We start from the raw sequence: 21,754 nt of genomic DNA on the forward strand, positions 1-21,754 counted from the left end.
ATGGATGGCCGCCTTCTTCCTCCAAGCGGAGAGCCTGAGGATGGCAACCCGGCAGACGCAATTCCTTGCGCGGTCACTCCTGACCCCGGCCGTCGGGCTGCTCTTCATCTGGATGATCGTCCCGCTCGCGCTGACGCTCTATTTCTCGACGCTGCACTACAGCCTGCTCGATCCCGGCTCGGAATCATTTGTCGGGCTGGAAAACTTCCGCTACTTCCTTACCGATCCCGCCTTCCTCGCCTCGCTCCAGAACACGCTGGTGCTGGTCGGCTCGGTGCTGGCGCTGACGATCCTGCTCGGGATTCCCCTGGCGCTGCTGATGGATCAGCCCGTGATCGGCCGCAACTTCGTCCGGCTGATGGTGATCGCGCCGTTCTTCGTGATGCCGACGGTGAGCGCGCTGGTCTGGAAGAATTTGCTGATGCACCCGGTGTCGGGTCTGTTCGCCTGGCTGGCCAAGCTGGTCGGGCTGACGCCGGTCGACTGGTTCAACGACGTGCCGCTCCTTGCCGTGATCCTGATCGTCTCCTGGCAATGGCTGCCGTTTGCGACGCTGATCCTGCTCACCGCGATGCAGTCGTTGGATGAGGAGCAGAAGGAAGCCGCCGAAATGGACGGCGCGAGCGCCGTCTCGACTTTCATCTATATCACGCTGCCGCATCTGGCCCGGCCGATCACGGTGGTGATCCTGATCGAGACCATCTTCCTGCTCACGGTCTTTGCAGAGATCTACGTGACCACCGGCGGTGGCCCGGGGCTGTCGACCACCAACATCGCCTTCCTGATCTATTCGCAGGCGCTGATCCAGTTCGACGTCGGCAGCGCGTCCGCGGGCGGGCTCGTTGCCGTCGTGATCGCCAATGTCGTCGCCTTCTTCCTCGTCCGCATTGTCGGCCGCAACTTGGAGGCTTGAAGCATGGCACGGATGGCGACGACGCAGCGGGTGGTCGTATCGACGATCGGGGCGTGGTTCTTCGGCTTCCTGATCTTCTTCCCGATCCTGTGGATGGTGCTGGCGAGCTTCAAGACCGAGCTTGAAGCTTTCGCCATTCCGCCGTCCTTCCTGTTCTTCCACTGGACCACGGAAAACTATGCGACGGTGCAGGAGCGCAGCGACTATCTGCACCATGCGCTGAACTCGATCATCATCGCCGGCGGCTCGACGCTGATTGCGCTCCTGATCGCGATCCCCGCGGCGTGGTCGATGGCGTTCTCGCCGACCAGGCGCACCAAGGACATCCTGCTCTGGATGCTCTCGACCAAGATGATGCCGCCGGTCGGCGTGCTGGTGCCGATCTACCTGATCTACAAGACTTTTGGTTTGCTCGATTCCCGCATCGGTCTTGTCTTCATCCTCTGCCTCGGAAACTTGCCGATCGTGATCTGGATGCTGTTCACGTACTTCAAGGAGATCCCGCGCGACATCCTCGAAGCTGCACGCATGGACGGCGCGACCATCGGCCGCGAGCTTGTCTACGTGCTGACGCCGATGGCGATCCCGGGTCTGGCTTCGACCATGCTGCTCAATCTGATCCTGGCCTGGAACGAGGCGTTCTGGACGCTCAATTTGTCGACCTCGAACGCCGCGCCGCTCACCACATTCATCGCGTCCTATTCCAGTCCGGAAGGGCTGTTCTGGGCAAAACTGTCGGCGGCCTCGACGCTGGCGATCGCGCCCATTCTCGTCCTCGGTTGGTTCAGCCAGAAGCAGCTCGTGCGCGGGCTCACCTTCGGCGCGGTGAAGTAGAGGGGCTGCCGGATCATGGGTCAGATCACACTTCAGGGCGTGCAGAAATCCTTCGGCCCCGTGCACATCATCAAGGGCGCCGATCTCGATATTGCCGACGGCTCCTTCGTGGTGTTCGTCGGTCCCTCTGGCTGCGGCAAGACCACGCTGCTGCGGCTGATCGCGGGCCTCGAGGATGTCTCCGGCGGCAAGATCCTGATCGACGGCAAGAACGTCGTCGACACGCCGCCTGCCAAGCGCGGGCTGTCGATGGTGTTCCAGTCCTATGCGCTCTATCCGCATATGAGCGTGCGCGGCAATATCGGCTTCGGCCTGAAGATGGCGGGCCTCTCCAAGGACGAGACCAACCGCAAGGTCGAGGCCGCCGCCGCGACGCTCAACCTGACGCCCTATCTCGATCGCAAGCCGCGCGAGCTCTCCGGTGGCCAGCGCCAGCGCGTCGCGATCGGCCGCGCCATCGTGCGCGAGCCCAAGGCGTTCCTGTTCGACGAGCCGCTGTCCAATCTCGATGCCGCGCTGCGGGTGCAGATGCGCATCGAGGTGACGCGGCTGCAGAAGCAGCTCGGCACCACAGCGATCTACGTTACCCACGACCAGGTCGAGGCCATGACCATGGCCGACAAGATCGTCGTGCTCAATGGCGGCAAGATCGAGCAATACGGCTCGCCGCTGGAGCTGTATGAGCGCCCAGCCAACCTCTTCGTTGCCGGCTTCATCGGCTCGCCCAAGATGAATTTCGTCACCGGCGAGAACGCCGCGCAAAAGGGCGCGGCCACGATCGGCGTGCGGCCGGAGCATCTCAAGATCGAGCGCGACGGCACCGGCGGCTGGCAGGGCACGATCGCGGTGGCCGAGCATCTCGGCAGCGACACCTTTCTCTATGTCGACGCCGGGTCGCTCGGGATGCTGACTGCGCGTTACATCGGCGAACTGAGCCTGCATGCCGGCGACCACGTGTCGCTGGTGCCGGACCCCGCGCGCATTCACCGCTTTGACGCGAGCGGCAACGCGCTTCGGAACTAAGAAACGGGAATACGACCATGTACCTGGAAAAATTCAAGCTGAACGGCAAGACCGCGTTCATCACCGGCGGCGGGCAAGGCATCGGCCTTGGCTGCGCGGAAGCGCTGGCCGAAGCGGGCGCCAAGGTGATCATCGGCGACCGCGACAGCAAGGTCGCCGACAGCGCCAAGGCCGAGCTGAAAGCAAAAGGCTACGACATCGAGACTGCGATCATGGACGTCACCGATACCAAGCGTGTCGCGGAGGTCGCCAACGATCTCGTCGCCCGCCACGGCAAGGTCGACATCCTCGTCAACAATGCCGGCATTGCCCGCAGCGAAACGCCGGCCGAGACCGTGACCGACGAGCACTGGCTCAACGTCATCGACGTCAATCTCAACGGCACCTTCTGGTGCTGCCGTGAGTTCGGCAGGCACATGCTGAAGGCCAAGAGTGGCGCCATCGTCAATGTTGGTTCGATGTCCGGGTTCATCGTCAACAAGCCGCAGGAGCAGTGCTTCTACAACGCCTCCAAGGCCGGCGTGCATCATCTGACCAAGTCGCTGGCCGCCGAATGGGGCGCGCGCGGCATCCGCGTCAACGCGGTGGCCCCGACCTATATCGAGACGCCGCTCAACGCCTTCGTAAAGAGCAACGCCAAGATGTACGACGCCTGGATCGGTGGAACCCCGATGGCGCGGATGGGGCAGGTCGAGGAGATCGCCTCGGTCGTCCTGTTCCTGGCCTCCGAAGCCGCGAGCCTGATGACCGGCAGCATCGTGCTGGTGGATGGCGGCTACACTTGCTGGTAGGCTTGCGTCAAAACTGACGAGAGCTACCGGGAGCTACAATGCCGCGAGCGTATATCGGCGTCGACGTGGGGACCACGAGCACGCGGGCAGGGGTGTTTGACGAGGCCGGCACGCTGCTTGCGACCGCCAGGCACCCGATCCGGATCTGGCACGAGGCCGGCGACATCGTCGAGCAGTCGTCCCAGGACATCTGGGAGGCCTGCGTCAAATCGGTCCGGGCGGCAATGGCGGAAGCGGCGATTGCGCCCGACAGCGTCGGCGGCATCGGTTTCGACGCGACCTGTTCCCTGGTGGTGCTTGATATCAAGGGCGAGCCGGTCACGGTCAGCGCCTCCGGTGACAAGCAGCGCAATGTCATCGTCTGGATGGACCATCGCGCCGTCGCGGAAGCGCGGCTGATCAACGAGACCGGGGATGCGGTACTGCGCTATGTCGGCGGCTCGATCTCGCCCGAGATGGAAATGCCGAAACTGTTGTGGCTGAAGCGGCATCTGCGCACGAGTTTTGACGCTGCCGGGCACTTTTTCGATTTGGCAGACTATCTGACCTGGCGCGCGACCGGTTCGCTGCAACGCTCGACCTGCACCGTCACCTGTAAATGGAACTACCTTGCGCATGATGGTGGCGGCTGGAGCGCGCCGTTCTTTCAGCGCATTGGCCTGTCCGACTTTGTCAGCGAGAAATACGCCCGTATCGGCACCCAGATCGTCGCCCCCGGCACGCGGCTCGGCGCCGGCCTGACGCGCGCCGCTGCCGCCGATCTTGGCCTGGCGTCGGGCACGCCGGTCGGTGCCTCCTTGATCGACGCCCATGCCGGCGGCATCGGCGCGATCGGCGGGCGTGACGGATCGGGCGGAACGATGGATGTCAGCGATCGCCTTGCCTACATCATGGGAACGTCCGCCTGCATCATGGCGACGACCAAAGAGCCGTGCTTCGTGCCCGGTGTCTGGGGGCCCTATTATTCCGGCATGGTGCCGGACTCCTGGCTCAACGAGGGTGGCCAGTCGGCCGCGGGTGCGGCGATCGACCATCTCCTAAAGTCGCATCCCGGCCACGCCGAGGCGAGCGCGGCTGCGCGCAGCGAGGGCATCGACCTGATCGAGTTCCTCGAGCGCCGCATCATCGCGCGCGCCGGTGATGCCAGCCGCGCCGCGTTGCTCGCCCGCGACGTCCATGTGCTCCCTGAGTTCATCGGCAACCGCTCGCCTTACGCCGACCCCGACACGCGCGCCGTGATCGCGGGCCTCGATCTTGACACCGATGTCAGTTCGATGGAGCGGCTGTTCATCGCCGGCCTGTGCGGGCTGGCCTACGGGCTCGCCGAGGTGATCGAGGCCTTTGCCGCGCATGGCGTGCATGCTGGCATCATGATCATGGGCGGCGGCGCCAGCCGCAGTCCGCTGGTGAGGCAGATCATGGCCGATACCACCGGCCTTACCGTCGCGCTGCCGCAAACCAAGGAGCCGGTCCTGCTGGGGGCGGCGATGCTCGGGGCGGTTGCGGGTGGGGCCTATGCCTCGATCGGCGAGACCATGGCAAAAATGTCGGCGCTCGGACGCAAGAGCGAGCCGACCGCGCCGGACATGGCCGCGTTTCACACGAAGAAGCGCGAGGTGTACAAGCTGCTGCGCGAGGTCGATCGCGGCAGCCGCGCGGCGATGCGCGACATCGCCAAGAGTTAGTTGAAGGACACGTTAAGAAACATGCTGATTTCCTGCGGCGATGCGCTGATCGATTTCGTCCCGACGCGAAACGCGGCGGGGCGCGAAGCAGTGATGCCGGCGGTCGGCGGCTCCTGCCTCAACGTCGCGATTGGCATCGCGCGGCTTGGCGCACCGACCGGTTTTGTCGGCGGCGTCTCGACCGACTTGTTCGGGCGCATGATCGCGGACCACGCCACCGCTTCGAACGTCGAGCTTGGCCTCGCTACCCGCAGCGATCACCAGACCACGCTCGCTTTCGTCCGCATCGTCGCCGGCGAGTCCCATTACGCCTTCTATGACGCCGAGACGGCGACGCGGAATTGGACGTTTCGGCGCGGCTCCATCCCGTTCGATACGGTCGAAGCCGTCCATGTCGGCTCGACCACACTGGTCAACGACCAGGGCGCTGCCGAGACCATGGCCCTGATCGCAGATGCGCGGGCCTCATCAACGATCTCCTTCGATCCGAACTGCCGGCCCAATCTGGTCCAGGACAAGCCGGCCTATCTTGCGCGCATGGTCGAGTTCGCCGCGAGCGCCGATCTTATCAAGATGTCGGACGTCGACTTCGCCTATCTGTTCGGCGAGGAGCCTTATCAGCAACGCGCGAGTGCGCTGCTGGGGCAGGGCACAAGTCTCGTCGTCATCACCCGCGGCAACAATGGCGCTATCGCCTGGCATGCGAAGGCAGGGCAGATTGAGGTCGAGGCGCCCGAGGTCGCGGTCGCCGACACCATCGGCGCCGGCGACAGCTTTCAGGCTGCCTTGTTGTTTGCCCTGCACAAGCAGGGGCGCCTCGCCCGGCAACGATTGAAGGACATCGGCGCAGACGAGCTCCGCCGCGCGCTGTCCTTTGCCGCCAACTGCGCCGGCCTGACCTGCACCCGTCCGGGTGCCGATCCGCCCTGGAGCCACGAGATCAGCTGGAGCTGGTAGGCGGCGTCAGGAGCCTCGCGATGTCCCGGCGGATTGTGGCCATGCGTCGGCCGAAATGGACAGGTTAACTTCGCGCTGGCAAGGTCCGCGCGTCCTGACGCGAGCCTGTCCTGATGAGCAACGATCTCTGTTTCCTCTCCGCCACCGAGCTGCGCGAACGCATCACCAGCAAGAAGGTGTCGCCGGTCGAAATCGTCAGCGCCGTGCTCGCGCGCGCCGAGGCGCTCCAGCCCGAACTCAACTGCTTCATCACGCTCTGTGGCGACGAGGCGATGGCAGCGGCGCGCGAAGCCGAGCGCAAGGTGATGGCCGGCGAGTCGCTCGGTCTGCTGCATGGCCTTCCCGTCACCGTCAAGGACATCGTCAACACCAAGGGCGTGAAGACCACCTTTGGCGCCGTCCCGTATAAGGACAACGTCCCGACTGAGGATGCCATTGCGGTTGCCAAGTTGCGCGCGGAAGGCGCGATCCTGATCGGCAAGACCACGACGCCCGAGTTTGGCAGCAAGTGCCTGACCGATTCACCGTTGTTCGGCCGCACCCGCAATGCGTGGAGTGCGGAACGTTCGTCCGGCGGCTCCAGCGGCGGCGCGGCGGTGGCGGTCGCGAGCGGCATCGCGCCGCTCGCGATTGCCACCGATGGCGGCGGCTCGACGCGGATTCCCGCCGCCTGCAACGGCGTGGTCGGACTGAAGCAGAGCAATGGCGTAATCGCGCACAGCCAGGCGCTGGATGCGTTCGGAAACCAGACCTATGTCACGCCGACCACGCGCACTGTCGCCGACACCGCCCTGATGATGCAGGCGATGGCCGGCGAGGATGCCTGCGATCCCTGGTCGATCGGCGTGCCCGTGCCCGATTTCATCGGCACCGCCGCCCCGCGCGGCGATCTGCGCGGGCAGAAGATTCTGTTCTGCGCCTCGCCGCCGGGACGCCCAGTGTCGTCAGATGTCGCTATGGCCTTCAAGGCGAGCCTCGATCGGCTCGCGAGCCTGGGTGCCGAGCTCGAGGAATTTTCCGGCGAGGGCTACGACGTCGAGCCGATCTGGCGCGCCATCAACCACACCGTCTGGCGCTCGCGATTCTCGAAGCTGGTGGCGGAGCATGGCGATGCCTTGAGCAATGCCTTCATCAAGCAGATTTCGCTCGCAACCAACGTCAGCGGTGTCGACTATCAAGAGGCGATGTTCGCGCGCACGGCGTTGTTCCGCCGTGTGCAATCCCTGCTTGCGCGGGGGCATCTGTTGGCGATGCCGACCATCACCCGCACTGCGCTGCCGATCGATCAGGACCTGTTCGGCGCCATCGAGATCGACGGGGCGCATTTCGACAGCGTCCGGCCGCATTGGTTCCCCTGGACCATGCCGTTCAACATGACCGGCCACCCCGCGATCAGCCTGCCCTGCGGCTTCGGTCGCGACGGCCTGCCGATCGGGCTCCAACTCGTCGGCCGCTTCCGGGCCGACGCGGAATTGCTGCGCGTCAGCGCGCTGTTCGAGGCCTCGCACGACTTTCTCGCCCGCTGGCCGGGTTGAGATGGGACACATGCGGCAAGGGGCTTGCGTCAGGCGTCCGGACATGTTGATCGTGCCGATGATGAGCCCTGAACCCGACCGCGCATGAGCGTATTTTTCCTCCGACGTGTCCTGACATTGCTGGCGACGCTGGTCGGCGCATCCGTGATCATTTTCCTGGTGCTGGATGCGCTGCCGGGCAATGCCGCCCAGATGCTGATGGGCGCCGACGCCTCTGCCGACGCGGTCCGCGCGCTCACGGTCAAGCTGGGGCTCGATCAGCCGCTGGCGGTCCGCTACCTGCAATGGATCAAGGGCTTTGTCGTCGGTGATCTCGGCAACTCCTATGTCTACGGCACGCCGGTCGCCAGCCTGATCGCGGAGCGGCTGGTGCTGACCGTTCCGCTCGCGATCATGTCGATGCTGATCACCGTGACGCTGGCGCTCTCGGCCGGCATTTACACGGCGGCCAATCACAACAAGCTCGGCGATGTCGGCGTGATGTCGTTGACGCAGATCGGCATCGCGCTGCCGAATTTCTGGTTCGCAATTCTCCTGGTCCTCTTGTTCGCCGTGCGGCTGCAATGGCTCGCCGCGGGCGGCTTTCCCGGCTGGGACGACGGCATCTGGCCGGGCGTCAAATCGCTGCTGCTGCCGTCGATCTCGCTTGCGGTGGTGCAGGCCGCAATTCTCGCCCGCGTCACGCGCTCGGCCGTGCTCGAAGTGCTGCGCGAAGATTTCGTCCGCACCGCGCGGGCAAAGGGGCTCGGCAAGCGCGAGGTGCTGTGGAGCCACGTGCTGCGCAACGCCATGATCCCGGTGATGACGGTGATGGGCCTGCAATTCGCCAATCTGCTCGCAGGCACCATCGTGATCGAGAACGTGTTCTACCTGCCTGGGCTCGGTCGGCTGATCTTCCAGTCGATCGCCAACCGCGACCTGATCGTGGTGCGCAATTGCGTGATGCTGCTGGCCGCCATGGTCGTCGTCGTCAATTTCGTCGTCGACGTGCTCTATGCCTTCATCGATCCCCGCATCAAGGTGCACGACCTGTGAGCGCGCAGCTTTCCACTCCGGTTGACGCGCCGGTCGCAACGCGCCCCTTGCCGGCCAGGACGTTCTGGCGCCGCGCGCTGCGCCACCGCAGCTTTGTGCTGGGCGGCGCACTGACCCTGCTGGTGGTCGCCTCGGCATTGCTCTCGCTGGTGTGGACGCCGTGGTCGCCTTATGAGATCGATATCGCCTCGAAACTTCAGCCGCCGTCGGCGGCGCACTGGCTCGGCACCGATACCTTTGGCCGCGACATCGTCTCGCTGCTGCTCGCCGGCGCCCGCTCCACCATCCTGGTCGGCATCATCGCGGTCAGCATCGGTCTCACCTTCGGCGTCTGCCTCGGCCTGATCGCATCGGCCAAGCGGGGCTGGACCGAAGAGATCATCATGCGCTTCTCCGATTTCACCTTCGCCTTTCCGGCCGTGCTCTCGGCGATCATGCTCGCCGCGGTCGCGGGGCCGGGCATGCTGACCTCGATCATCGCAATCGGCATCTTCCAGATCCCGACGCTTATCCGGCTGACGCGCGGCTCGGCCAATGCAATCTGGGCGCGCGAATTCGTGCTGGCGGCGCGCGCCTCGGGGAAGGGCGCCTTCCGCATCACCATCGAACACGTGCTGCCGAACATCCTGTCGATCCTGATCGTGCAGGCGACCATCCAGTTCGCGCTTGCCATTCTCGCCGAAGCCGCGCTGTCCTATCTCGGCCTCGGCACCCAGCCGCCGCAGCCGTCCTGGGGCCGCATGCTGAATGACGCGCAGACCATGCTGTTCCAGTCGCCGATGCTCGCGGTCTATCCGGGCGCCGCGATCGCGATCGCCGTGCTCGGCCTTAATCTGCTCGGCGACGGCTTGCGCGATTTGCTTGATCCCAGGCTGGCGCGGGAGCGGTGACGATGGCTGACCCCGCAAACTTGCCGCTGATCGAGGTCGACAATCTCGGCGTTCGCCTCAACACCAGCCGCGGCCCGGCGCCGGCCGTTCGTGGCGTCAGCTTTTCGTTGAAACGCGGCGAGACGCTTGGGCTGGTCGGCGAGTCCGGCTGCGGCAAGTCGGTCACGGCGTTGTCGCTGATGGGATTGCTGCCGGACAGCGCGGTCGTCACCGGCAGCATCAAGCTTGATGGCAACGAGCTCGCGCGGCTCCCGGATGCGGATTACTGCGGCTTGCGTGGCAACCGCATCAGCATGATCTTCCAGGAGCCGATGACCGCGCTGAATCCGATGCACACGATCGGCCGTCAGGTCGCCGAGCCGCTGCGGCGTCACAAGAAATATTCCGCCGCGCAGGCGCGCAAAGAGGCGATCGCCTTGCTGGACCGCGTCGGGCTGCCCGATCCCGCAAAGCGCATCGATGCCTATCCGCATCAATTCTCCGGCGGCCAGCGCCAGCGCGTTACGATTGCGATGGCGCTCGCCTGCGAGCCGGATCTCCTGATCGCGGACGAGCCGACCACCGCGCTTGACGTCACCATCCAGGGCCAGATCCTCGATCTGATCGCCGACCTCGTCGAGGAGCGCGGCATGTCGATGATCCTGATCTCCCACGATCTCGGCGTCATCGCCGAGAACGTGCAGCGCATGATGGTGATGTATGGCGGCACCGTCGTCGAGAGCGGGCCGACCGACGAGGTGTTCCGCCGCATGGGCCATCCGTACACGCAGGGCCTGTTCCGCGCCCGTCCGCGGCTCGGTGCGCGCAAGGGGACGCGGCTGACGACGATCTCGGGCACGGTTCCGGAACTCGCCGATCTGCCGGCCGGCTGCGCCTTCGGCGAGCGCTGTCCGCTGGTCGAGGACAAATGCCGCGCGGCGCTGCCGCCGATGGTCGAAGTCGGTCCAGGCCACATCGTGCGTTGCGTGCGCACTGACGTCTCGATGGCTGCGAATGTCGGGGCGATGTCCGCATGAGTGCAGCGCCTCTTCTCGACGTCAAAGATCTCGAGCAGCGCTACACGCTGCCGCGCGAAAGCCTGTTCCGTCCGCCCGGCCATGTGCGCGCGCTCAACGGTGTCAGCGTGCAGGTCTCCGCCGGCAAGAGCCTCGGCATCGTCGGCGAATCCGGCTCGGGCAAGTCGACCTTCGCGCGGGTGGTGATGGCGCTGGAGCGGCCGACCGCGGGAGAGGTCACGCTGCTCGGCCGCGACCTCAACCGCATTTCTCCCGATGAATTGCGCCGCGCGCGGCGCGATTTCCAGATGGTGTTCCAGGATCCTTACGGATCGCTCGACCCACGCCAGACCATTGCGCGCATCGTCGCCGAGCCGCTGACCGTGCTTGACGATGCCGACCGCACCACGTTCCGCGCCCGCGTCGCCGCGGTGCTGAAGCAGGTCGGCTTGCGCGAAGCGGACATGGACAAATATCCGCACGAGTTCTCCGGCGGGCAGCGCCAGCGCATCGCGATCGCGCGTGCGCTGATCACGCAACCAAAGCTGATCGTTGCGGACGAGCCCGTCTCCGCGCTCGACGTCTCCGTGCAGGGGCAGGTTCTGAACCTGATGCAGGATCTCCAGGGGCAGTTCGGCCTCAGCTATATCCTGATCAGCCACGACCTCGCTGTGGTCGATTATCTCTGCGACGAGGTCGCGGTGATGTATCTCGGCCGGATCGTCGAGCAGGGGCGGCCGGAGGATCTGTTCGAGCGCTGCGCGCATCCGTACACGCGGGCGCTGCTGGACGCGGTGCCGCGCGCACGCGCCGGAGGCGGCCGGCGCCGGCGCGGCGCTCAGGCGATCGCCTCGCAATCGGTGGCCGCTGCCGGCTGCCCCTATGCGGCGCGTTGTCCGCTCGCCGACCAGCATTGCCGCGAGGTTCCGCCCTTGCTACGCAGGGTGGGCGAGGGACATCTCGCCGCCTGCCACAAGGCGGAGGCTGTGATGGCATTGCCGCAGGCGGCCATGGAAGGTTAATGTCGGCTACGGGATTGGCGTAGTCTCAAGAAGACAGAAGAAGACCGGGGAGTTGGGCATGTTGAAGAAGCTAACGATCGTCGCTTTTGCCGCAGCATTGGCCGCGGCGCCGCTGCCGGTGCTGGCGCAGGGCAAGAAGGACAGCGTCGTCATGGGCATGACGCTGGAGCCGCCGGGACTCGATCCCACCAACGCTGCGGCTGCCGCGATCGCCGAGGTCACGCTCTACAACATCTATGAGACCCTGACCAAGATCAACGAGGACGGCTCGGTCTCGCCGCTGCTCGCCGAGAGCTGGACCGCGTCTCCCGACCTGAAGACCTACACGTTCAAGCTGCGCAAGGGCGTCAAATTCCAGAACGGCGAGGCCTTCGATTCCGCTGCCGTAAAATTCTCGTTCGAGCGCAACGCGGCCGCGAACAGCACCAACAAGGACAAGAGCCTGTTCCAGGCCTTCGAGAAGGTCGACGCGCCAGACGCCGACACGATCGTGCTCACGCTGAAATATCCCGAGCCGAACCTGCCGTTCCTGCTCGGGCAGGCGAGCGGCTCGATCGTCGAGCCGAAGAGTGCCGCGACCAACGTGACGCAGCCGGTGGGCACCGGGCCGTACCGGTTAGGGGCCTGGGTCAAGGGCTCCTCGCTCACGCTCAACAAATGGGCCGACTATCGCAATGCCTCCGCGATCAAGCTGTCGAAGGTGACGATCCGCTTCATCGGCGATCCCGCCGCGCAAATTGCGGCGCTGCTGTCCGGTGACGTCGACGCGTTTCCGCGCGTCACCACCCGCGGCGTCGCGCAGTTCAAGAGCGATCCGCGCTTCACCGTGCTGGTCGGTGGCTCCAAGGCCAAGACCATCGTCGCCATCAACGAGAAGAAGAAGCCGCTCGACGACGTGCGGGTGCGCCGCGCGATCCTCGCCGCGATCGATCGCAAAGCGATGATCGACGGCGCGGTCGAAGGTTTCGGCACGCCGATCGGCAGCTTCTACACGCCAGGCTCGCTCGGCTATGTCGACACCACCGCGGTCAATCCCTACGACCCCGAGAAGGCGAAGAAGCTGCTGGCCGAAGCCGGCGTCACCACGCCGCTCGAAATCAGCCTGAAGCTGCCGCCGCCGCCCTACGCGCGGCAGGGCGGCGAGATTCTCGCGGCCCAGCTCGCCAAGGTCGGCATCACCGCCAGGATCGAGAACGTCGAGTGGGCGCAGTGGCTGTCGCAAGTATTCGCCCCCAACGGGCCGCACAATTACGACCTCACGATCGTTTCTCATGTCGAGCCGTTCGATCTCGTGAAGCTGACCGAGCCCGACTATTACCTCGGCTACAACAACGAGGCGTTCAACGCGCTCTACAAGCAGGTCGTGTCGACGCCGGACGAGGCTGGCCGCGCCAAACTGCTCGGCGATGCCCAGCGCTTGCTGGCGACCGACGCGGTGGCCGGCTTCCTGTTCCAGCCGCAATGGCCCACGGTCATCAACAAGAAGCTGAAGGGCGTCTGGAAGGAAGTCCCGCAGTTCGAGAACGATTTCTCGGCCTGGTCCTGGGAGTAGACCCGGACACCCAAATCTGGTCTGACACCTCAATTGGCCTCTCTCCATCGGGGGAGAGGCCAATTGTTTGGCGGCATCAAAACAAAACCTGCAAAACAACCCCATGCACAGTAGCCGGGGCTGGTTCTTTCAATGACTAGCGCGGCCCGCTCGGGTGGATTCCGTAAATCAGAAATTCTGGTTGATCCGTCGGGCAAAACACCGGCATGATGGCATCGTCGAAGAAGGCCGCGCCCGCTTTCATTTGAGAGCGCCCTGTTGATCCCCGACGTCGAACGATTGGAACCCTCATGCGTTAGCCCGGCGCAGGATGGCGATCGCCGTGCGATCCGGCGCGAGGGCAAACGGAGTTCGGTCATTGCTGAAACTGCACAGGTGGCCGACCGACGACTGGCAGAGCATCGGCGCGGAAATGCCCTCGGAGATCATCTGGGCCGATCTTCTGAACGCGACTGATGAAGAAAAGCAGTTCGTCGAGAAGCTGCTCGAGATTCGCGGCGCACCGTTCGAAAACGATGCGCCGCCATCTGTTAGCTTAAGCCGCTTTCGCGTCGACGTTGCCGATCCAGTTGCGGGCCAGCGTCAAATCGGCCTGCGACAGTTGGTGTCCTGCCGGCAGGACCTTGTGGTCGACACGCGCTCCTGCTTCCGACAACAGCGCCGCAAGCTTTGCCGAATTGCTCGCCGGCACGATCGGGTCAGCCTGGCCGGACAACAGCAGAACGGGCTTGCCTGCCAGGTTAGCCTTGGGCGGATCCGAGAGCGGCACCATCGCGCGCAGCAGGATCGCGCCGGCCAGCACGTCCGGCTTCAGCAGCAACAGCGCGGCTGCGATGTTGGCGCCGTTGGAGAAGCCGACCGCAACCGGCGCGGCGACGCCGTATTGCTTCCGTGCGTCGGCGACGAACGCGCCGAGTTCGAGCGCACGACGGCGCAAATCGTCCTCGTCGAACACGCCTTCCGCCAGGCGGCGGAAGAAGCGCGGCATGCCGTGCTCGAGCACGCGGCCGCGCGGCGAGAGCAGGGCGGAGCCGGGCGAGATCATCTTGCCTAGCCCGAGCAGGTCGTTCTCGTCACCGCCGGTGCCGTGCAACAGCAGCAGCGGAGGGGAGCCCGCGTTGGTCGCGGGCTCGAAGCGATGGATGAAGTCGGTCATGACGCGGTCTCTTCCAAATTCGGTAGCACGCCCTCGATCTGCTTGCGATGCTGTTCGAGGAAGCCCGGCAGCTTCAGGTCTCGTCCGAGCGTCGCCACCGGTTCGTCGACGGCGAAGCCGGGGATGTCGGTCGCGATCTCGAACAGCACGCCGCCGGGCTCGCGGAAATAGATCGAGCGGAAGTAGTTGCGGTCCCTCTGCTCGGTCGGATGCAGGCCGTGATTGCTCACGAGCTTTTGCGCCATCTGGCCCTGCTCGGCATCGTCAGCCGCGCGGAAGGCAATGTGGTGCACCGAGCCGCCGCCCTGATGGCCCCGCAGAAAGCCCTTGGCCTCGTAGATGTCGACGACGCTGCCCTCGGCATCGCCCGGCGCCTTGAAGCGGATCACCGAGCCTTCGCGCCCGGTCTCCTTGAAGCCGAACACGTCGGTGAGGACGGCGGCCGTCTTCGCGGCGCTGTCGAGCAGCAAGGTCACGCCGTGGAAGCCGCGGATCGCGTGCTCGGCCGGCACATCGCCATTGCTCCAGCCCGGCTCGTTCTCGGCGCCGGGAATGCCGACCAGCGCCAGCGCCATGCCATCCGGATCGGTGAACGGCAGCACCGGCTCGCCGAAGCGCTTTTCCAGCGCCTCATACGCGATGCCCTTCTCGGTGAAGCGCTGGGTCCAGTAGCCGAGCGAGCGCTGCGGCACGCGGAAGGCGGTCTGGTGGGTCTCGCCGACGCCGCGCCGCCCGGCCGGCACGCCGGCCCACGGGAAGAAGGTCAGGATGGTGCCGGGGCGGCCGGTCTCGTCGCCGTAATAGAAGTGATAGGTGCCGGGATCGTCGAAATTGACCGTCTTCTTGACGAAGCGCAGGCCGAGATCCCGGGTGTAGAAGCCAAAATTGCGGATGGGGTCACCGGCGATCGCAGTCACATGGTGCAGTCCAGACATTGTCGTCCTCCAGAATTCGGGGAGTGGTCTTGCTCTGGGCTGAAATATCGTTCCGCTTTGGATTGGAGACAATCCATGCAAATATGACGACTATGTCTATGATTTGGAAACAATCCCCTAGGCCGGCCCTTGGATAAGGTTGCCAGCCTCCGGGCCTTCGTGAAGGTGGTCGAGAGCGGCAGCTTTGCCGAGGCCGGCCGGCAGCTGCGGCTGTCGCGCTCGGCGATCAGCAAATACATCGCCGACCTCGAGGAGAGCCTCGGCGTGCAGCTGTTGAACCGCACCACAAGGCACGCGAGCCCGACCGAGAACGGCCAGCGCTATTTCGAGCGCGCGGTGGTCATCCTCTCGGAGATCGAGGCCGCCGATCAGGCAGTGGCGCAAGCCCAGTCGGCGCCGCGCGGCCTGTTGCGCCTCAACGCGCCGATGTCGTTCGGCACGATGCGGCTCGGGCCCGTGCTGGCCGACTTCATGGCGCGCTATCCCGAGCTTCAGCTCCAGATCGTGCTCAGCGACGATCTGCTCGATCCCGTCCAGGACGGATTTGACGTGACGCTGCGGATCGCGGAGCTGGAATCCTCGAGCCTGATTGCGCGCAAGATCGTGCCGGTGCCGCGCATGGTCTGCGCCTCGCCGGATTATCTGGCGCGCCACGGCACGCCAAAGCATCCGCAGGATCTGCGCGAGCATGCCTCGCTGACCTACGGGTTCCTGCTGACAGGCAACCAGTGGAAGCTCACCGGCAGCGACGGCGACCACTGGATCCAGCCAGCCTGGTCACTCTGCGTCAACAACGCCGAGGTGCTGCGCGACGTCGCGATCAAGGGCAGGGGGCTCGCGCTGCTGCCCGAGTTCATTGCCGCGGATGCTTTAAGGAAAGGCGAGCTTCGAGTCGTGCTGGAAAAGTATTCGGCGCCGCCGCTCGCGCTCTATGCGGTGTATCCGCCGACGCGGCATCTGTCGGTGAAGGTGCGGCTGTTCATCGATTTCCTGGTCGAGCGGTTCGGGCGTGAGGACGAGGCGCGCGTGGGGGTGCACTGAGGCTGGGACGTCTACTCATCAAGCGGTGACGCTTCGCTCGAGCGGATTGATGCATCAATTCTATGGCCGGCCAGTGACCCGATAAACTCGCGCTTCGCCATCCACGCCGCGCAGCGGCGCGTCGAACTCCTCAACATCGTAGCCCACCAGCAGATTGCGAACCGCGGGGGTCGTATAGAGCGCTTCCGTGAGGCAGATCTCTCCGGCATCGGCGAATGATTGCACCCTTGCGGCAATGTTCACGGTCTGGCCGAAATAGTCTAGATTCTCGTTGAGGGTCACGGCGATGGACGGCCCGCAGTGGGCGCCCATCTTGAGAATGATGGCGGGTTGGCCGTGCTCGCGGTTGAACCGACCGATTTCCTGCAGGATGTGGAGCGCTGCCGCCACCGCGTCGACTGGTCGGAAGAACGCTGCCATGACTGCGTCGCCGATGGTCTTGACGATGGCACCCGCATGCTGATGGGCAATTGCGTCCAGGAGAGCGAAATGTTCTCGGACCAGGGCATAGGCATTGAGATCTCCGAGACGCTCGTAGAGCGCGGTCGAACCCTTCAAATCCGTGAACAGGAATGTCACCTGCCGGACGCCGAGGCCCTCCTCCTCGTCGACGCGCTCGGAACGGAAGAGTTTGCGGAACGTCTGACGCGTCAGCAGCATGCCGCCCGAGACGTAGGGGTCAAATTCGAGCGTCGGCCTCTCCTGCATAGCCACGATCTCAGGCGGCCAATTGATCAGAAGCAGCGAGCCGCGCTTGGGGCCGGTGTTGCTGATCTCGAAGACCGCAGGCCCGGGCGGCACAGCCGAAATGGCAGGCGTGAAACGGTGCCCGTCATAACCGATGCGAATGATCGTCGGAGTGCTCGGAAGTTCCACGGCAGAAGGCACGACCGGAAGGATGAAGCCCGCCTGCGTCTGGACGTTGACTCCTGCGAGTGAGCCCGGCCCAATCTCGGCCTGCAGTGTCGTGGTCATACCGGATGGCAGATAGGTCATTCCGCGGACCAGGCTGCGCAGTGCATCGACAAATCGGGTTTGCCTGCCAGGCAGCCATCCGCTGCTGGCGAATTTGAGCTTCCAGTGCAGATCTTCGATCGAGAGGTTGTCGACGTCATGCAATTGGAGACGCCGGACCTCTGGCGAGACGGAAAAGGAAACCTCGATGAAGTCGTCGAGCTCGGTCTGCCCCTCGATATCGCACAGCCCGCATACGAAATGACTCCGGAGCGCACGCAGCCTCCCGAAACTTTCCAGCACCAAACCGGAGTGGGGACAGAGAATGTCCCAATGCATGTCGACCAGCCCGACGCGAGCGGCGTGAAGGAACAGGTCGATCGATTCCGGCTCAGCCACGCCGCGATCGCGGGCGAATGCCAGCGGATTGGCGCGGTGGAGGCTCACCTCGTCGGCGCCGCGGATCAGCGTTTCGAATTTGGAGATGACGCGCGGGCTCCAAGTGCGGGCCTGCTCGATCTGCGTCATCTTGTTTTCGAGAAGCCGTTCGTCAATGGATGTCATCGGTCAGCTCCCGACGATAACATTCTATCAGGTTCGACGCGTCGTCACGAACTATCTACTGTCGGCGACCTGCTGCACTGCAGGAATTTTCAATTCGCCGCGTATTCGGCTGCCATCGCGATGGGTGCCGTCCAAGAGCCGTCTCTAAATCAGGAGGTCGTGGGGCGAATGCGCTGTAGCATGAGGCTGAGCGTTATTGTCGTGACCCACTGCGTGTTCCTGTAATGCAGGTGGGCTTACTTTGAGAGGTGCCCCGAATCCAACGTCGGGATCGAGCAGCACGGGCGGATCGTTAGTTGCCGTCAGCTCGACGACCGCAGTGAGGGGGGAAGGGGTAGGCTGGCTATCGAAGCGGAATACCAATTCTTGGTCGGCGCTGCCGGCCTCGGACGTGGCTGCAGGCGGCTGCGTGGCATCTGGTGCATTGTTAGCAGCCGAGTGCGGAACGTGCTGCGAGATACCTTGGCCCGCGCCGTTACTGAGATCGACGTTCGTTTCGATCGGATTAGCCGTTGCCATGGAGCTTGCAGAACCCGAGTCTAAGGGCCGCACCGCGGCGCCTGGTTCAATCGGCGCGGTGGCTGCGGCCGTTTCCGAGGCCGCCTCGGAGGCGTGCTGCGAATTACCATGCTCCGCGCTATTGCCAGGTGCGGCGCCTGGTTCAGTCGGCGCGGTGGCTGCGGCTGTTTCCGAGGCCGCCTCGGAGGCGTGCTGTGAATTGCGATGCTCTGCGCTATTGCCAGGCGCGGCGGCTGGTTCGGTCGGCTCGCTGGCTGCGGCTGTTTCCGAGGCCGCCTCGGACGCGTGCTGTGAATTGCGATGCTCTGCGCTATTGCCAGGTGCGGCGGCTGGTTCGGTCGGCTCGGTGGCTGCGGCCGTTTCCGAGGCCGCCTCGGACGCGTGCTGTGAATTGCGATGCTCTGCGCTATTTCCAGGTGCGGCGGCTGGTTCGGTCGGCGCGGTGGCTGCGGCTGTTTCCGCGGCCGCCTCGGACGCGTGCTGTGAATTGCGATGCTCTGCGCTATTGCCAGGTGCGGCGGCTGGTTCGGTCGGCTCGGTGGCTGCGGCTGTTTCCGAGGCCGCCTCGGACGCGTGCTGNGAATTGCGATGCTCTGCGCTATTGCCAGGTGCGGCGACTGGTTCGGTCGGCTCGGTGACTGCGGCTGTTTCCGAGGCCGCCTCGGACGCGTGCTGCGAATTGCGATGCTCTGCACTATTGCCAGGTGCGGCGGTTGGTTCGGTCGGCCCGGTCACTGCCCCCAGCGCGGCAAACTCGAAAAATGCAGGTCCAGCAGTTGCCGGCGCTTTGCCATGCTCTGTCGACAAACCGCTGTTATTCGTATTGAGGGTCTCGTTCTTTGATGTGACGTTCTCTTCGAAAATGCTTGTTATCTTGGTCCCGGTAAGCCCGATCGATGAAACGTGGAGCGAGGCGCTGGCTGCGTCATCGCTCTCTTGCTGGGCAGCTGCAGAATCGTCACTCAAACCAATCTGCCTCGCCGAAACGTCAGAGCCGCTCCGGTCGCGTTCGAAGTGAAATCTGAAGCCATTGTCGGCAGGCATGCTCCAGACACCAGCCGCTCCGTCTGTGCCCTCGTTCAGCCCGGTTTGAATAGAGGCATCGGCGGTGTTCGTCGTCAGAAGATCTGCATCCTTCGCGACCGACGTGGCATCGATACCTTCCAAGGCCGCAGCAACGGCCGTGGCTTCCGAGCCGAAGATGGAAGCCAAGTCTGCTGTGGAAACAAATCCCTGAACATGAATTTCCTGCAGACCAGCATCTCCGATGTTCAGGCTGCGATCTGTCGAATTCACATACACGATCGTTTCGTTACTCGCGGGGTTGTACATCCACGCCAGGGTATGAGGCGGCACTGAGTGGCTTGCTGACGTCAGATGCAGGACCGCCAGCGTGCCAAAAGCTGCCAGGTTGATCGTGTTCGCCCACGACGTGAACTCGCGATGGACGGCGGTCGTTGCCACTTTTGCGGCGCTATCTCCCGTGACGACCATCGAAGTGCCGGCCAGCACTTCGCCCGAACCAAGCGGATGTGCTGAAGCATGGGTGCTCTCTAGTGCGTAGATCCACGCGCCGGTCAGCATCGTGAAAATGCCAGAGCCGCCGAGACCTTTCATCGGATTCGAGCCAGACGGCAGCAGAGGGAATTGCTGCTGCGCCATGGGGCTTGCGATCTGGCCATTGGTGATCGCTAGTAATGATGGAGGGATTGAAGATGGAGGGGTGCTGGATCCAATCAGACCGTCGTTTCTATGGAGAATGGACGGGGCGGTCTGCTGAGCCGCCTCAAACGATTCCGCTCTTGCTGCCGAGGACGCCTCCTGGCTCGCCTCAGCGGCATGGCCTCTCGGAGAAACCAAGATCTTCTCGCCGGCATCGACGGTGTGCTGGATGATTGCTTTCTTCAGTTTGAATTCAGAGTGCTCGAGACCAGCGTCGGCATTCCATGCGGTGCTGTCGTCATCCTCGAAGGAGTCATTCTTGCTCGATGCCTCGGCGTCGTCCAAGACTGCGAAGGCAAGTGCGGCGAGCAAGAGCGTGCCGAAGCCGGCCGATCGTTGTAGTAACGCGATCGTAGCGAGCACGGTCCTGTTATTTACCGCAAGCTTCTGAAATATGTTGCGGAGGTGAACTTTAACTGTGCCGGGGGAAAGGTTTAATTGACGCGCAATCTGCTTGTTCGACAGGCCACCGGATACAAGTCGTACAATTTCGCGCTCCCGCTGAGTTAGCAATCCCAGCAACTTCTCCAGTTTGGCGCTGTCGGACTCCTTTCCGATTGGCGATTGATCGGGGAGCTGCTCCGGTGACGCAACGCGCTCCGCCATCATCCTCAGAGATCCCAGCACAGCACCGGGGTTCTCGGACCTGGAGATTGCACCGCAAACACCGGCTGCAATAGCCGACGCGAGGTCGTTGTCGTTTTCGTAATCGGTGAAAAACACCAGCCGTGTGGCCAGATTTTCGGTTTTAGCAACGGCGAGGATTTCGGAAACGGTCAGGCGAGGCAAGGAATCGGAAAGAAGCGCGACATCCGGCGCAAAATTTCGAACTGCTGCGAGGAAACTTGTCCCATCGCTACACGATGCGACGATCTCGAAATCGTGCTGCGTCGCAAATATGGATATCAGCCCCTGCAGGACGATCGGCTGTCGATCTGCGATCACTATCCGGATACAGCGCCGGCATGATCCATCATCCCTGGACTGCTTCAGCATGGGCTATCCCTCGTCCCGGCGTTCTATGTCCTACGGCATATGGCTGAGGCCGGGTCGCTCAATTAATATCTTTTTAATGGATTAAAATAGAGGTCTTTTGGCCAATTCTTTTTAACCATTAACCGAGAGGTCGCCTAGTTTCCCAATATCAGCGCAGGAGTATTAGAATGATTTTCAGTCGCGCCGTAGTTGCAAGTACGATATTCGCTGGCGCAGTCCTTTTTTCTGGATGCGCCAACGCAACAATAGTTTTTGGTGGCACTGCCAATCTCGACGTTGAGATCGGCCAGGTTCCAGCGGCGGGCGAACAGAAGATCTATTTCGACGCCGCCAAGGCCACCAACATCACAGGCCATGTCGGCAGTCAGACGGGAACGCCGCTGGTGAGCTTCACCAGCCCGACCGTCGTCGACGCCAAGAACGGCTTCGCCTCCATTGATTTCTTTGGTTCGCTGTACCACGACCTCACGATCACGATCGCGAAGGGCTTCACGTTTACTGATGTTGTTTTCGATATTGCGAGCCCTGACCCGTTCACGATAGCGGCTTCGAACGGCGGGACTGCCAGCCTTAGCGATCTCAAGAACGGCAATGATGAATTTAAGGCATTCTCAATCAACGGCACCAACCTGACT

Annotated in this window: 18 protein-coding genes; 13 read left to right on the plus strand and 5 right to left on the minus strand. The window is 63.7% G+C overall.

The genetic code is table 11. The annotated features are described in order from the left end of the window. Positions 1-40 precede the first annotated feature (40 nt). From YUA_RS0113600 to YUA_RS0113655, 12 genes are all read left to right on the plus strand, one after another. Positions 41-913 carry a carbohydrate ABC transporter permease gene (locus YUA_RS0113600; protein ID WP_027531197.1) on the plus strand — a complete coding sequence of 291 codons (873 nt, stop codon included), beginning with the start codon at positions 41-43 and terminating at the stop codon, positions 911-913. 3 nt (positions 914-916) lie between these two features. Beyond that, positions 917-1,747 carry a carbohydrate ABC transporter permease gene (locus YUA_RS0113605; protein ID WP_027531198.1) on the plus strand — a complete coding sequence of 277 codons (831 nt, stop codon included), beginning with the start codon at positions 917-919 and terminating at the stop codon, positions 1,745-1,747. A 15-nt stretch (positions 1,748-1,762) separates the two neighbouring features. Beyond that, positions 1,763-2,770 (plus strand): ABC transporter ATP-binding protein, encoded by a 1,008-nt coding sequence (locus YUA_RS0113610; protein ID WP_027531199.1) that lies wholly within the window; start codon positions 1,763-1,765, stop codon positions 2,768-2,770. 17 nt (positions 2,771-2,787) lie between these two features. Beyond that, positions 2,788-3,561 carry an SDR family NAD(P)-dependent oxidoreductase gene (locus YUA_RS0113615; RefSeq protein WP_027531200.1) on the plus strand — a complete coding sequence of 258 codons (774 nt, stop codon included), beginning with the start codon at positions 2,788-2,790 and terminating at the stop codon, positions 3,559-3,561. 38 nt (positions 3,562-3,599) lie between these two features. Further along, on the plus strand, positions 3,600-5,246 hold the full coding sequence (locus tag YUA_RS0113620) for an FGGY-family carbohydrate kinase (RefSeq protein WP_027531201.1): 1,647 nt from the start codon (positions 3,600-3,602) through the stop codon (positions 5,244-5,246). 21 nt (positions 5,247-5,267) lie between these two features. After that, the gene (locus YUA_RS0113625) at positions 5,268-6,203 is read left to right on the plus strand and encodes a carbohydrate kinase (RefSeq protein ID WP_027531202.1); all 936 of its coding nucleotides are present in this window, start codon (positions 5,268-5,270) and stop codon (positions 6,201-6,203) included. A gap of 113 nt (positions 6,204-6,316) precedes the next feature. Beyond that, on the plus strand, positions 6,317-7,738 hold the full coding sequence (locus tag YUA_RS0113630; protein ID WP_027531203.1) for an amidase: 1,422 nt from the start codon (positions 6,317-6,319) through the stop codon (positions 7,736-7,738). A gap of 84 nt (positions 7,739-7,822) precedes the next feature. Beyond that, positions 7,823-8,773 carry an ABC transporter permease gene (locus YUA_RS0113635; RefSeq protein WP_027531204.1) on the plus strand — a complete coding sequence of 317 codons (951 nt, stop codon included), beginning with the start codon at positions 7,823-7,825 and terminating at the stop codon, positions 8,771-8,773. Continuing rightward, on the plus strand, positions 8,770-9,663 hold the full coding sequence (locus YUA_RS0113640; RefSeq protein WP_027531205.1) for an ABC transporter permease: 894 nt from the start codon (positions 8,770-8,772) through the stop codon (positions 9,661-9,663). Before YUA_RS0113635 ends, YUA_RS0113640 begins: the two co-directional genes overlap by 4 nt. Positions 9,664-9,665: 2 nt before the next feature. Beyond that, on the plus strand, positions 9,666-10,679 hold the full coding sequence (locus YUA_RS0113645) for an ABC transporter ATP-binding protein (RefSeq protein ID WP_027531206.1): 1,014 nt from the start codon (positions 9,666-9,668) through the stop codon (positions 10,677-10,679). After that, positions 10,676-11,680, plus strand: coding sequence for an ABC transporter ATP-binding protein (locus YUA_RS0113650; RefSeq protein WP_027531207.1), 1,005 nt, complete (start codon positions 10,676-10,678; stop codon positions 11,678-11,680). The genes YUA_RS0113645 and YUA_RS0113650 overlap by 4 nt, the downstream gene beginning before the upstream one ends. A gap of 58 nt (positions 11,681-11,738) precedes the next feature. Continuing rightward, on the plus strand, positions 11,739-13,232 hold the full coding sequence (locus tag YUA_RS0113655) for an ABC transporter substrate-binding protein (protein WP_027531208.1): 1,494 nt from the start codon (positions 11,739-11,741) through the stop codon (positions 13,230-13,232). A gap of 288 nt (positions 13,233-13,520) precedes the next feature. Here YUA_RS0113655 and YUA_RS49955 read toward each other — a convergent pair whose 3' ends face one another. The 3 genes from YUA_RS49955 to YUA_RS0113675 form a co-directional block, all read right to left on the minus strand. Continuing rightward, complete coding sequence (locus tag YUA_RS49955) at positions 13,521-13,661, minus strand: hypothetical protein (RefSeq protein WP_156947113.1); 141 nt, start codon at positions 13,659-13,661, stop codon at positions 13,521-13,523. A 106-nt stretch (positions 13,662-13,767) separates the two neighbouring features. Further along, complete coding sequence (locus YUA_RS0113670; RefSeq protein WP_027531209.1) at positions 13,768-14,388, minus strand: alpha/beta hydrolase; 621 nt, start codon at positions 14,386-14,388, stop codon at positions 13,768-13,770. Beyond that, on the minus strand, positions 14,385-15,323 hold the full coding sequence (locus YUA_RS0113675) for a ring-cleaving dioxygenase (protein WP_027531210.1): 939 nt from the start codon (positions 15,321-15,323) through the stop codon (positions 14,385-14,387). Before YUA_RS0113675 ends, YUA_RS0113670 begins: the two co-directional genes overlap by 4 nt. Before the next feature lie 129 nt (positions 15,324-15,452). Here YUA_RS0113675 and YUA_RS0113680 point away from each other — a divergent pair, with 129 nt between their 5' ends. Then, positions 15,453-16,364: a LysR family transcriptional regulator gene (locus YUA_RS0113680; RefSeq protein WP_027531211.1), complete on the plus strand. Its 912-nt coding sequence runs from the start codon at positions 15,453-15,455 to the stop codon at positions 16,362-16,364. Between the two features lie 60 nt (positions 16,365-16,424). Here the strand turns inward: YUA_RS0113680 and YUA_RS0113685 are convergent, their stop codons facing one another. Beyond that, complete coding sequence (locus YUA_RS0113685) at positions 16,425-17,882, minus strand: adenylate/guanylate cyclase domain-containing protein (protein WP_027531212.1); 1,458 nt, start codon at positions 17,880-17,882, stop codon at positions 16,425-16,427. A gap of 144 nt (positions 17,883-18,026) precedes the next feature. Then, positions 18,027-21,119 carry a response regulator transcription factor gene (locus YUA_RS46850; protein ID WP_051383164.1) on the minus strand — a complete coding sequence of 1,031 codons (3,093 nt, stop codon included), beginning with the start codon at positions 21,117-21,119 and terminating at the stop codon, positions 18,027-18,029. Between the last annotated feature and the right edge of the window lie 635 nt (positions 21,120-21,754).

The organism is Bradyrhizobium sp. WSM3983 (genome assembly GCF_000473045.1).
GTDB lineage: Bacteria > Pseudomonadota > Alphaproteobacteria > Rhizobiales > Xanthobacteraceae > Bradyrhizobium.